At 68.8% G+C, this 12,375-nt stretch carries 8 protein-coding genes and 1 pseudogene; 3 read left to right on the top strand and 6 right to left on the bottom strand.

Annotated elements, in window-relative coordinates; genetic code table 11:
- Positions 1-96 precede the first annotated feature (96 nt).
- The 3 genes from ACGFSA_RS33795 to ACGFSA_RS33785 all read right to left on the bottom strand — a co-directional run bounded on the left by ACGFSA_RS33795 (position 97) and on the right by ACGFSA_RS33785 (position 1,604).
- Positions 97-276 (bottom strand): hypothetical protein, encoded by a 180-nt coding sequence (locus ACGFSA_RS33795; RefSeq protein WP_393309858.1) that lies wholly within the window; start codon positions 274-276, stop codon positions 97-99.
- Between the two features lie 189 nt (positions 277-465).
- Positions 466-1,104, bottom strand: a complete 639-nt coding sequence (locus ACGFSA_RS33790; RefSeq protein ID WP_393309857.1) for a CBS domain-containing protein — start codon at positions 1,102-1,104, stop codon at positions 466-468.
- A 41-nt stretch (positions 1,105-1,145) separates the two neighbouring features.
- Complete coding sequence (locus tag ACGFSA_RS33785) at positions 1,146-1,604, bottom strand: Crp/Fnr family transcriptional regulator (RefSeq protein WP_393309856.1); 459 nt, start codon at positions 1,602-1,604, stop codon at positions 1,146-1,148.
- Positions 1,605-2,243: 639 nt separating this feature from the next.
- Here ACGFSA_RS33785 and ACGFSA_RS33780 point away from each other — a divergent pair.
- Positions 2,244-3,122: a universal stress protein gene (locus tag ACGFSA_RS33780; RefSeq protein WP_393309855.1), complete on the top strand. Its 879-nt coding sequence runs from the start codon at positions 2,244-2,246 to the stop codon at positions 3,120-3,122.
- Between the two features lie 396 nt (positions 3,123-3,518).
- Here the strand turns inward: ACGFSA_RS33780 and ACGFSA_RS33775 are convergent, their stop codons facing one another.
- The 3 genes from ACGFSA_RS33775 to ACGFSA_RS33765 all read right to left on the bottom strand — a co-directional run bounded on the left by ACGFSA_RS33775 (position 3,519) and on the right by ACGFSA_RS33765 (position 8,338).
- The gene (locus ACGFSA_RS33775; RefSeq protein ID WP_393309854.1) at positions 3,519-4,394 is read right to left on the bottom strand and encodes a universal stress protein; all 876 of its coding nucleotides are present in this window, start codon (positions 4,392-4,394) and stop codon (positions 3,519-3,521) included.
- A gap of 159 nt (positions 4,395-4,553) precedes the next feature.
- Complete coding sequence (locus ACGFSA_RS33770; protein ID WP_393309852.1) at positions 4,554-5,210, bottom strand: CBS domain-containing protein; 657 nt, start codon at positions 5,208-5,210, stop codon at positions 4,554-4,556.
- Positions 5,211-5,617: 407 nt separating this feature from the next.
- Positions 5,618-8,338 (bottom strand): SpoIIE family protein phosphatase, encoded by a 2,721-nt coding sequence (locus ACGFSA_RS33765; protein ID WP_393309851.1) that lies wholly within the window; start codon positions 8,336-8,338, stop codon positions 5,618-5,620.
- Positions 8,339-9,221: 883 nt separating this feature from the next.
- Here ACGFSA_RS33765 and ACGFSA_RS33760 point away from each other — a divergent pair.
- Both ACGFSA_RS33760 and ACGFSA_RS33755 read left to right on the top strand, forming a co-directional pair.
- The gene (locus ACGFSA_RS33760; RefSeq protein WP_393309850.1) at positions 9,222-10,187 is read left to right on the top strand and encodes a S8 family serine peptidase; all 966 of its coding nucleotides are present in this window, start codon (positions 9,222-9,224) and stop codon (positions 10,185-10,187) included.
- 503 nt (positions 10,188-10,690) lie between these two features.
- Positions 10,691-11,989: pseudogene (locus tag ACGFSA_RS33755) on the top strand (S8 family serine peptidase); the annotation flags it as partial.
- Between the last annotated feature and the right edge of the window lie 386 nt (positions 11,990-12,375).

Here is a 12,375-nt window from a genome sequence, read left to right as displayed (position 1 = left end):
TGCTGGAAGCCTCAAGAACTCCCATCATCGCAGGTCACAAGGCTCTTCCTCGTTTCCGGAGAAGTTGTCCACAGACGTCAGCCGGTGGATCCGGGCTCAGGTGGCGTACCATTTCTGTCGGATGCTCAGCTCAAGAAGCAACTCGACGCGGCGGGTGCACGTACGGATGCGGCCCAGGCCGCTCTCGATGCCAACGCCGACGCGAGGGTCGACGCTCTGCGCGCCGCTCTCGCCATCCTTGCTCTTGCCGGGCTGATCGCTTTGTTCTTCACTCATCGTATCCCCGCGACCCAACCCCGCAGTCGTCGGACGTAAGGGCTGACCCACTGCGATCCGGTCGGGAACTTCCGAGCGCTTTCATCGATCACCTGCCGGTGATCGCGCCACCGCCCACTCCGCCGGGGCGTCCGGTCCGGAAGCAACGGCTCCATCCGGGTCAAGCCCCGTACCGCAGCTTCCCCGTTCCTAACCCGTGGTCCGGTTCAGTTCCAAGTGGATGTCCACAACGCCCTCGACCGCCCGGGTGGCTCGGGCGAGCAACGGGATGAGCGTCCGGTCGCGTACCGCACCGCCGAGTGTGACCACTCCGTCCACGACGGATACGGTCACCGCTCCTCCGGGGTGGGACAAGTCTGTGACGGTGCGTCGGATCTCGTCGGCAAGATCTTCGTCCGAGCGGAGAAAGACCTTCAACAGATCACTGCGGCTGACGACTCCCTCCAGCAGCCCGGCCGCGTCGACCACTGGCAGCCGCTTCACGTGGCGCTGGGCCATGATGCGTGCTGCCTCTGCTATAGGGGCGTCAGGATGGACCGTCACTGCCGGGCTCGACATCAGCTCCTTCGCGCTCACGGCGCCCGCCTTCAGTCTGTCGGACAGAGGCAGCTCCGGCCGGGTCGGGTCGTCGGTCCGGGACTCCTCCTTGGGGAGCAGATCGGCCTCCGAGACCACGCCGATCACTCGTCCCTCGCCCTCGAGTACCGGAAGGGCGCTCACCCTCCACTCTCTCATCAGCTCGACGATTTGCTTGTAGCTGGCCTGTCCTCCCACCGCGATGGCGGTGTGGGTCATGACATCGCTGACCGTGTGCGGTGAATCAGGCATGGTGATCTCCTCACCGGGGCCCGTCCGACCGGGACGGCGGATCAGGTGACATGGGGCAGCCCACTTCCGTGCGGTGCGTACAGGTCCAGCAGGCGGGCCCTGGCGGACTGGAGTCGGTGGGCTATCACCTGGCCTACCCACAGGGCCACGGCGGCGGCCAGTTCCGGGTCCAAGTCGCATGCGTGGCGCACCTGCGCGGCATCGAGTTCGTAGGCACGCACGGGCGTCATCGCTTCTGCTCCGAGCTGCCACACATAGGGGCTGAACAACCATGACCAGCCGATCAGCTCTCCGTGCCCGAGCGACTCGATGACCGCCGGCGGTCCTTTCGGCACGTGAAAGTCGAGGCTGACGGTGCCGGTCCGCACGATCCAGAAGTGGTCGGCGCGCTGCCCTTCCTCAAAGATGCGTGTCCCCTCCGGGAACGACACTTCCCGGGTGAACTGCATGAGCCGGTCCCGATGCTTGATGCCCAGCGACCGGAGGGTTGGAGTGGTCATGATCTGGTCTCCTCCACAGGGCGGCACGGATCTTGAGATCGTTGTTGGCAGTGCCTGAGCCGGAGCCGTGTTCCTCTCGGCACTGTGCATGCTTGTACTGCGTGCGGGTCCTACCAGTGGGGATCCACATGGTCGTACCATCCGCGGGCCGAGGCTGCCGTCGTGGCTCGGTTCCGGTCATGTCGATGCTCCCTCCGGCGGAACTGAGAACAGCCTGCGCCGAATGACCTCTGGTCCCCAGGGGCTCTACGGGGGTGACCCGGGGACCAATCGGCCCTACTTGTGAGCCTGGCTTCGACCATCGCCCGCGCGAGCCGCCGACTGCCCGCATGAGGAGCCTGCGCCCTGCTGAGGGAGCGAGCAGGGCATTCGGGTTGTCGTCCCACCGCGCTGCACGGCGGATCCCGAGCCGAAGGGGAAGAGTCAGCACCGTACAGGGGCCGGGGCAGCGGGATGGATCCACACCGAACACATGCGCCGGATCCCCCTGAAGGGCATATACCGATCGCGTCATTTATTACGAATATTAGGTCGAATGTCCCTGATCGGGTCCTGATCATCCCTCCTGGGAAGTTCAGGGGGGTGGCACGGTGGCGACGTGGGCATCCGACGACAACGGGACGAAAGGCGATGGGGATCATGGAGCAGCCCCTGGTCGTGGGCGTGGATGGATCGGATTCCGGCTTCCGGGCGGTCGACTGGGCCGTGGAGGAGGCCGCCCGTCACGGCCTTCCTCTGAGAGTTGTCTACGCCTCCCGATGGGAACGCTACGAGGGGGCAGGTCTGTATCGGAGCGTCGAGAGCCCCTCCGAGCAGATTCTGGCCGACACCGTCGTGGCCACCGCGGTCACGCGTGCAAGCACCCGTAATCCCGATCTGAAGATCACCACCGAGGTTCTGGCGGAGGACACGGTCAACGCGCTGCTCGACGAGGCGCACGAGGCCGCGATGCTGGTTGTCGGATCCAGGGGGCGGGGCCAGCTCAAGGAGCTCCTGCTGGGTTCCGTAAGTCTGGCCCTGGCGTCCCGGGCCGAGTGCCCTGTGATCGTGGTACGTGGCGACGCGGCAGGAACAGCCGGAGCACACGGCCGCATCCTGCTCGGCGTCGCGGACGTGGCCCACGGGTCGGCTGCCGTGAGGTTCGCCTTCCGTGAGGCTGCCACCCGGCACTGTGAGATCGACGCGGTACGCGCCTGGCGTTGCCCCGCGTCCGAAGCGGTCGGCCGGCCGCACACCAAGGACTCTCCGCCGCTCCTCACCTGGGAGATGCGGGCGGCGACAGAGCTTGACCAGGCGCTTGCGGCCTCGATCGAGGAGAACCCGGCCGTTGTCGTCTCCCGCTCCACTGTCGAGGGGCCGGCCCATCAAGTTCTCGTCCGGCGCTCCGCCGCCGCCGACCTCCTTGTCGTGGGTGCCTCGCGGCGCAAGGGGCATCTGGGTCTGCAACTCGGCCGGACGGCCCATACGGCGCTCCATCACTCCAGCTGTCCTGTCGCAGTGGTACCCCACTTTCCGTGAACCACCGCCGAGTCAAGGAGGTGGACTGACAGTGGGCAGGCCCGCGTGGCCTGCGGCGTGTTGACAGACCATTGCCCTCGCGGCCTTCGTACCAGGAGGATCGCCATGGACGGCACCGTGTTCGGCACACGACCGGGCAGCCAGGCGCTCGGACGGGTCGTTGTCGGTTCGGACGGCTCGGCCCATGCCGCCGGGGCTGTGCTCCGGGCCGCCCGAGAAGCCGCCTCGTGCCGCGCCGCGCCAGGGCCTCCAGCGGCCGGTCTCCGGGGCGTCCCCGGCGTCCGGCCAGGGCACGAAAGGCGTCGAACCCTCCCTTCGCCGCGCATGGCAGGCCTACCGCCATGTGTCGTCTCGCCCGCGCCGGACCGCCTTCGGAACGCCGAGCCGGAGTCTGCCTCAGCTGTGGGCGACGACGGCGACCGGAGAGGTCGCGTGGTGGATCACGGCATGCGTGGTGGAGCCGATGTGAGCACCCAGCAATGAACGGCGGATCCGGCGACCGACAACGATCAGACCGGCGTCGGCACCGGCTTCCAGGAGCTGCTGCGCGGCGTGTCCCATCGGGGTACGGGCGGTTACCTCGACCGTGGGGAACGTGTCCCGCCAAGGCCTGAGAGCCTGGTCCAGGCGGGTGGTCGCGCTCTGGTTGATGCGCGCAAGTATTCCGGGATCGTAGGCCGATCCGTACCCGTAGAACACCGGGGGCCGCCAACTGTGCAGGGCGTGCAGCGGGCAGGACCGGCGCGACGCCTCCTCGAACGCGAACGCGAGCAGGGTGTCACAGGGCCGGCTGATGTCGACGCCGACGACTACGTCGCGCCGGGTGTGCTGCTCGGTCTCGTGAGACAGCGCGTCCTCTCCGCTGCGTACGAGTACCACCGGCCGCTCGGTGGTGTGCATGACGGTCATGCCGACGGAGCCGAGCACGAAGCCGGTCACGCTGCCGAGCCCGCGGGATCCCATGACGAGCATGTCGGCAGTTGCCGCGGCTGTGGCGAGCGAGGCTGCGGGCGGGCCGTCGACCGACTGCGTGGTGATGTCGAGTTCCGGGTGAGCGCGGCGCAGTTCGTCGGCCATTTCCTGCAGGACGGCTTCGGCCCAGCCACGCCGTGCATCGGACGCCGCTGCGGGAATGCCGAGCGGCAACGACCACGGCTCGGCATGGATGAGGTGCAGGGCCGCATCCCGCAAACGAGCCTCGCGCGCCGCCCAGCGGGCAGCGGCCGCGCTTTCGGGGAATGCGTCGACGCCTACGGTGATGTGGCGGTCCATGGCGCCCTCCTCACGAGTGCGGTGCTGTGGGGTGTGCCGAACGGTTCGTCCTCGCCCTTGCCGGAGTGGAACGGCGGGCATCCGTCGGTCATCGGTCCGGTGCAGGTCGCGGTCCGCGGCACCGGACGCAGACCGCCGGTGCCGCGAGAAGGCTGTACGTCAGCCGACGGATGCGTCGTCGACGGCGTAGCCGAGGTGCTCTGCCACATGAACCACTCCGTCGACGGTGCGGCACAGCCGTTCGATCACCGGGATGAGGCTCTTGAACCGCACCGAGCCGTTCAGTTCGACACGGCCGTCGGTCACTTCGACGGTGATGGCGCCGGGGTCCTGGTGCAAGGTCCGGTCGAGTACGTCGCCGGTGATCTCGTGGCGGATGGTCTCGTCGTCGCGCAGGAAGATCTTGAGCAGATCGCGTCGGCTGACGATGCCCACCAATGTGTCCGACTCGTCCACGACCAGCAGTCTTCTGACGCTCTGCGCCTCCATGAGCCGGGCCGCCTCGGCCACGGTCCAGTCCGCCCTGGCGCACACGGCGGGCGCAGACATCAGTTCCTCGGCGCGCGTGCCCTCCGCTTTCTCCCGCTTGCGCGGCTCGGGAGCGGGCAGGGACCGGAGGAAGTCCCCCTGATCGGCCGACTTCGGCAGCAGGTCGCCTTCCGATACCACTCCGAGCGGGTGCCCCGCGTCGTCGACGACTGCGACGGCCGACACCTGGTGCTCAGTGAGTGTGCGCACGATGTCCTTGAACGTCGCGTTCCCCGGGACCGTGACGACCTCGCGGGTCATCAGCTCGCCAACGTCTCGATGTCTCACCCGTCCACTCCTATCGCCCTGCGGCTTCTCGGGCGTCGACCGACATGTCGTCCTGCTCGTAACGTGAGCCGATTGGCACGTTCACCAGTCCGTCGACGCCCCGGCACGACCGCAGGACGATGGAGGACGTGGCTCGCATCTCCGAGCCTGAGGGCCGGGAAACGCGCCGGGTAGGGTCGTCCGGGGTCGGGTGGAAGCTGTTCGGCCCTGGTGGCCGCCTGCCACTCGGGGTGCTTTCATGAAATTGACGGAAAGAGTCCTTGCCAGGATGCGGAGAAGCGGCTGGCGGCCGTGCACCGCACAATCGGGATCCGCGAGAAGCGGATGGGCTCTTTCCGCCCTTGCGTGGAGCGGCGGCTCACCGGTGGCCACGATCGCGGGCCGGGTCGGGATCCGCCGGGGGTTGATCAGGACGACGACGTCGGCGACGGGTCCCTGTCGTTCGCGCCCGCGGCGGATTCGGACAGCGGCAGCTGTGCCCAGATGACCTTGCCTTCATGGGTATACCGCGTGCCCCAGTCCTCGGCGATCTGCGAGACGAGGAACAGTCCACGGCCTCCCTCGTCCATCGTGGCCGCGTACCTCAGATGGGGTGAGGTGCTGCTGCCGTCGGCTACCTCGCAGATCAGGCTGCGGTCACGCAGGAGCCGCACCCGGATTGGCACGGAGGCGTGCCGGATGGCGTTGGTGATCAGCTCGCTGAGGATCAACTCGGTGGTGAACGCCAGTTCCGACAGGCCCCAGCCGTCCAGCTTCTCCGCGACGGCGGCGCGTATCCCGGCTACGGCGGCGGGGTCGAACGGAACATCCCATTCGGCGATCTGGTCGGCGGAAAGCGCGCGGGTGCGGGCGACGAGCAGTGCTACGTCGTCCTTGGCCTGGGTGGGAAGGAGTGCGTCGAGCACCGCCCGGCAGTGCTGTTCCGGCGAACGGCCGGGATGGGAAAGGGCCTGGCGAAGCAGCTCCATCCCCACATCGATGTCCCGGGTGCGGTCCTCGATCAGCCCGTCGGTGTAGAGGACCAGCTGAGCACCCACGGCCAGATCCAGTTCGGCGGTCTTGAACGGCATGCCGCCGAGCCCCAGCGGTGGCCCGGCAGGAAGCTCGGGGAACTCCACGCTTCCGTCGGGGTGGACCAACGCGGGGAGATGATGCCCGGCGCGGGCCATGGTGCAGTGCCGGGAGACCGGATCGTAGATCGCGTACAGGCACGTGGCTCCCACGATGCCCGCGCCGACGTACGTGCTCCCCTCTTCCTTGTCGATGCGGTCCACGAGCTCGTCGAGGTGGCCGAGGAGCTCATCGGGCGGCAGATCGAGCGTGGAGAAGTTGTGCACAGCGGTGCGTAGCCGCCCCATGGTGGCGGCGGCGTGCAGCCCATGACCGACGACGTCACCGACGACCAACGCGACGCGGTTGCCCGACAGCGGAATCACATCGAACCAGTCACCGCTGACTCCGGACTGTGCGGGCAGATAGCGGTGGGCGACATCCAGGGCGTTCTGTTCGGGCAGAGCGCGCGGCAGCAGGCTGCGCTGCAACATCACCGCCAGGGCGTGTTCGCGGGTGTACCGGCGTGCGTTGTCGATGCTGACCGCGGCACGGGCGACCAGCTCCTCGGCGAGCGACCGGTCCTCCTGGTCGAACGCTCCGGCCTCCCGCGAGCGCCAGAAGTTGGCCATGCCCAGAACCACGCCCCGCGCCTGCAGCGGCGTCGTGAGGAGTGAGTGGATTCCGTAGTCGACGACCTTGCCTGTCCGTTCCGGGTCCTGAGCGCGCCATTCGGGTGCGGAGGACAGATCGGGAACCATCACCGACCGGCCGGTGGCGAATCCGCGTGCCTCAGGTGTGGAGGGGAGATAGGAGATGAGCTCGTCGCACGGGTAGAGGGGGTGGTCGTCCCGGATGCCGCTGACGGCGGTGCGGCGCATGTCGGCAGCTGTGCTGGTCGGTTCCTCCCCGTGCAGGACGGGGGCGGCGAGGTCGACCGTGACGAAGTCCGCGATACGGGGGACGGCCATCTCGGCCAGTTCCTCGGCCGTGCGCGTCACGTCCAGGGTGGTGCCGATGCCCACCCCCGCGTCGTACAGCAGCCTGAGGCGTTCGTTCGTCGATTCCACCTTGCCCGACAGTGCCAGGAGCTGGGTGGAGTCGCGCAGGGTCGCCACCGTTCCCAGGGGGCTTCCGTCGCGGGCCGTGCGCCGCTGGTTCACCACCAGCACGCGATTCCCGGCCAAGTACACCTCGTCCGTGGCCACGCGGCCCGAGACAAGCAGCTCCGCCGTGGCCGGGTCGAGGCTCTCCAGTTCCTCGACGAGGCGTCCCTGGGCGTCGGGCGGCAGATTGAGGAGCCGTTCGGCCTCGTCGTTCGCCAGCAGCAGCCGACCGTCGTGTCCGACGATGAGCACCCCTTCGCGGACGGAATGCAGCACCGCGTCATGGTGCTCGTACATGTGGGTCATCTGGGCGGGATCGAGCCCGTGGGTCTGCCTTCGCAGCCGCTTGGCCACCAGGGCGGCCCCGCCCGTGGCCAGGACGAGCGCGGCGGCCCCGCTGGCAAAGATGACCAACAGCTCCCTGTCGACCACGTTGGTGATGTTCTCGACCCTGAGACCGGCGGCCACCAGGCCCACGACGGATTTGTCGGGAGCGTTGACGGGGACCACCGCCTGGACTTCATGACCAAGGGGCCCCTTGACGGTTTCCACGTGGACCTGGCCCGCCAGCGCAGGTTCGATGGTGCCGACGAATGGCTTTCCGATGAGCTCCGGGCGGGGGTGTGTGTAGCGAGTCCCGTGTGTGTCCGTCACCACGATGAAGTCGACGCCGGCCAGCTTCCGCGCCTCCTCGGTGAGCGGCTGCAGCACCTTGGAGGGATCGGGAGATTTGAGCGCCGCCACAATCCCCGGAGAGTGTGCGAACGTCTGTGCTGTAGCCACCGAGCGGCGCTCCGCCTCCGTCTTGGCGGAGCCCAACGATTGGAGGACCAGCGCCAGAACCGCGCCCGCGACAAGCAGGACAATGACCACCGCCTGCAGGATGAATACCTGCCCGGCTACGCTTCGCGGACCCCTGCCGCTCAGTGACCGAGCCGACCCGCTCCGGGATCGGTCGGAATGGTCGACCATGTCGATATTCCTAACACTTTCTTGCAATGCACGCCCATTGGGTCACTCATCGTCCGATTGCCGTCGACCGACTCGCCACAGCCTCGGCTTCGCCCAGTGGATGCCATGGGGTGGAGAGGACATGAAGAAGATGCTCCGGTCGGCGACGATGAGATCTACCTCAGGCCACTCCTTCAAGCGTGCGCCACAGGGTGGCCCCGCGCGGATCGGCCGGGCACGCGCGACACGTCGCGCTCCCTCGGCCCGGGCCGGGCCGCACGCGGCCCCGGCGTGCAACGATTCCGCGGGGGGCAGCACTCCCAGCAGAGCACCGGCATCCGGCGAGGACGCCGGCGTCTGCTGCACCGAAGCTCGGAGCTCGGAGAAGGTTCATGGCCGAAATGATCGACGTCGAGTCTCCGCCATGGCGGAGACTCGACACACGGTGACCGTTGCCCTTCCGAGGCCGGTCGCATTTGATCGATCGTCGTGTACAGACACTCGATATCCGCAGCGTCCGCGCTGCTCCTCGTCTCGCTCATCCTGCCCGGTGACCTGGCGCACGCGGACTCGGACGAACTGTCCGGGCCGTCGGTGACTCGCATCGTCACGCTCGACAGCGCCCCGGCCGCGCAGCAGGCGGCCCCGCAGGACCGGGCAGCGGCCCGCCGTACGGTCTCCGATGTGCAGCGGACGCTGGTCGACGCCGCGCACGACGCGGGCATCGCGCTGTCCGTGCAACGCCGGTACCGCAATGTCGTCAACGGTCTCCTCGTCGTGGTGCCCGCCGGTCAGACCGGCCGACTGGCCGAACTCCCCGGAGTGGCCCAGGTTACCGAGCCGGTGACGTACGAGATGCCCGAGCGGCCCACCCCGGTGCCCAAGGACGTCCTCGCAAAGGCCGTTGCCCAGCGTGCTGTCGCTCGCCGTGAACCACCTGGTGGACTCCGGCGTTCCCACCGTCGTCGCCAACGGAAACGGCTACGCCGGTCCGTTCAACGCCGCGGCGCCCGCGGCGGCGGACAGGGCGATCGCGGTCGGCAGCACCTACAGCAGCCGCTACCCGTTCCTCGCGTTCACGCTCGACGACGGGTCGACGGCCCCCGTCCCGTACCTGGACTCCGGGCGGGCACCGGCCGCTCCCGTGACCGGCGCCCACCCGGTGACCGTCATGGAGTCCAGCTGCGCCCCGCTGCCCGCAGGCAGTCTCGACGGTAAGATCGCGCTCTTTGCTCACTACACCGGCACCGACGTCTTCAACTGCCGGGTGATGGACCTGGCCCGCACCGCCGAGGCCGCGGGTGCGGTCGCCGCGGTCCACTACGACCCGTCGGGCACCGATCCGGATGCGATGCCGTTCTCGCCCTGCTGCGGCACCATCGGCATCCCCGTGGTGGGGATCCGTGCACGGGACGCCGAGCGCATCAAGGCCGCTCCGGCCGGGACCGAGCTGACCTGGGGTGCCTACGCCGGTGCGCCGATGACCGCCGACGCTGCCGGGCTGATGGATGGCGCCTCCTCCTGGGGCCCGGGCAATGAGCTGGAGTTCAAGCCGGACGTGGCCGCTCCCGGCGGGTACATCCTGTCCGCGCTTCCCCCGGCCCAGGACTGGTACGGCGTCATGTCCGGTACCTCGATGGCGACTTCGACGCGGTGTCGGCGATCAACCCCACCTTCACCTCGATCAACAAAACACTGGGCAATCCGGCGCTTCGTCCCGGCTACTTCAGCTTCGGCAAGAATGCGCCCACCACCGTCGACCTCACCGACACGTCCACGGCCAACGACAAGGCCTGGGTCATGCTGTCCCACGGCTTCCCGCTGCTGGAGCGGATGCGGCTCCAGGTCCTCGACGCCCGTGACGAGGTGATCGACACCCCGTACGACGCGTCGTGGGTGACCCGCAATTCCGGCGCGGGCACCGGGATGGCGTTCTACAGCTGGGACGCCACGCGTGCCGATGGCACCCCGGCGCCCGCCGGTACGTACCGGCGGGCGCCTCGTCTTCGACAAGGCGCTCGGCGACCCGCAGAAGTCACCGGGCACCCAGACCTGAACATCCCCGGAGGTCATCCTGGTCCGCTGACCGCAGGACCTGCCCACGTCACACCGGTTCGGCGGACAGCCGGTGGACCTGCCCGGCCTGGCAGGTCGGCTCCTTCCTCCGCCTTGCCGTCGAAGCCGCATGACGCCGCTCGCTGATCCATTCCCCATCGTGGGGGAGGCCGTAAGGCGAGTCCGTGCTCCGCGGCCGTTGCTGACGGGTCTCCGCCACGGCAGAGATCCGCCAACTCCGGGCGGCGACAAGCAAGTTGCTGCCGTGGAAAAGTCTTCGCAGCGCCCGGAACCACCCATTCACCGGGTGCGCGGCTGCTGGCAGCCGGGCTGTCGCTCGTACTGCTGCCGGCCGGGCAGGCCGTCGCAGCCGGGGCAATGGGGACGACGGCGGGCACCGACCTTGCCGCGTCGCCCGATCACGCACCCACCACCGCGCGAACTGTCACCCTGATCACCGGTGGCCGGGTGACCGTCACCGACCTCGGCGCGGGCCGGAAGTCGGTCGCCGTGGAGCGCCCCGAGGGCGCGACCGGAGCGGTGCGCAGCGAGATATCCGGCGGCGGGATCACCGTCGTACCCGACGAGGCCCGGCCCTACCTGCAGGCGGGCGTCCTCGACGCCGAACTCTTCGACGTCACCGCTCTGATCGAGCAGGGGCTCGGTGACCCGTCGTCCGACGGCCTCCCGCTCATCGTGACGTACACGAAGAACGCACGGAGCGCGACGCCCCACGGAGCCCGTCAGGTCCACGGGCTGCCGAGCATAGGCGGCGCGGCCCTGAAGGCGTCGAAGTCCGGGGAGTTCTGGCGCACGGTCGCGTCGGACGTCACCTCCGGGGCACGCGGCGCGACTTCAGGCAGTGCGCGTCTGTCGGGAGGCGTCGCGAAGATCTGGCTGGACGCACGCGTCGACGCCGCGATGGAGGCCAGCAACGCCCAGATCGGCACCCCCGCGGCCTGGGAGGCCGGGCTGACCGGCAAGGGCGTCAAGGTCGCCGTCCTCGACACGGGTGTGGACCTGACCCATCCCGATCTCAAGAACCGGGTGAGCGAGACCAAGAGCTTCATCGACGGGCAGGAGGTCGCCGACCGGCACGGCCACGGCACGCATGTCTCGTCCACTGTCGGTGGCAGTGGTGCCGCGTCCGACGGCAAGGAGAAGGGCGTCGCGCCCGGCGCCACACTCGCCGTCGGCAAGGTTCTGGACAACCAGGGTTCCGGATTCGATTCGCAGATCATCGCCGGGATGGAATGGGCGGCCAAGGACGTCCACGCCAAGATCATCTCCATGAGCCTCGGATCGCGGCAGGGCAGTGACGGCACCGACCCGATGGCCCAGGCGGTGAACACCCTTTCCAAGGACACGGGCGCCCTGTTCGTGATCGCGGCCGGCAACTCCGGTTCCCCCGGCAGCATCGGTTCCCCCGGTGCGGCCGACTCCGCGCTGACGATCGGCGCGGTCGACTCCGCCGACAGGCGTGCGTCCTTCTCCAGCCAGGGTCCGCGCTTCGGCGACAACGCGCTGAAGCCCGACCTGTCCGCGCCGGGCGTCGACATCCTCGCGGCGCGCTCGCAGCTCGTGAGCGGCAGCGGCCCGTACACATCGATGAGCGGCATCCGCGCGGTCGGCGTGCGGAAGTAGCCGACCGGGTGGGAGCCGCGCAGTCGGCGGCTCGCGACTCCCACCCCCTGCCCGCATGCGCTGAGCACATGGAGCCGGCCGCGGCAGCCCTCGCTGCCGCGGCCGGCTGTGCGAAGACCGACGCCCGTGCGGTTGGCCGCTGGTGTTCCCGTGCCGCGTCGTCCGGGCGTGCGGAACCAGCCTCCCGCATCGAGTAGCTGAATGATGGTGCGGGCCAGGTGTCGCCGTCGTGCGGCGCCACCGGACCGGTCATGCGCCGGCCATCGGTCAGGATTCCTTGCCGATTCGCGTCGATAATCGCCACCCCGCCGCCAATACGGCGTGTTTATTCGGCATTACGGTGAGCGAATAGGGCGCCC

This window comes from Streptomyces sp. NPDC048496, from assembly GCF_043200055.1.
Lineage (GTDB): Bacteria > Actinomycetota > Actinomycetes > Streptomycetales > Streptomycetaceae > Streptomyces.
This window is presented reverse-complemented; position numbering and strand designations above follow the sequence as displayed.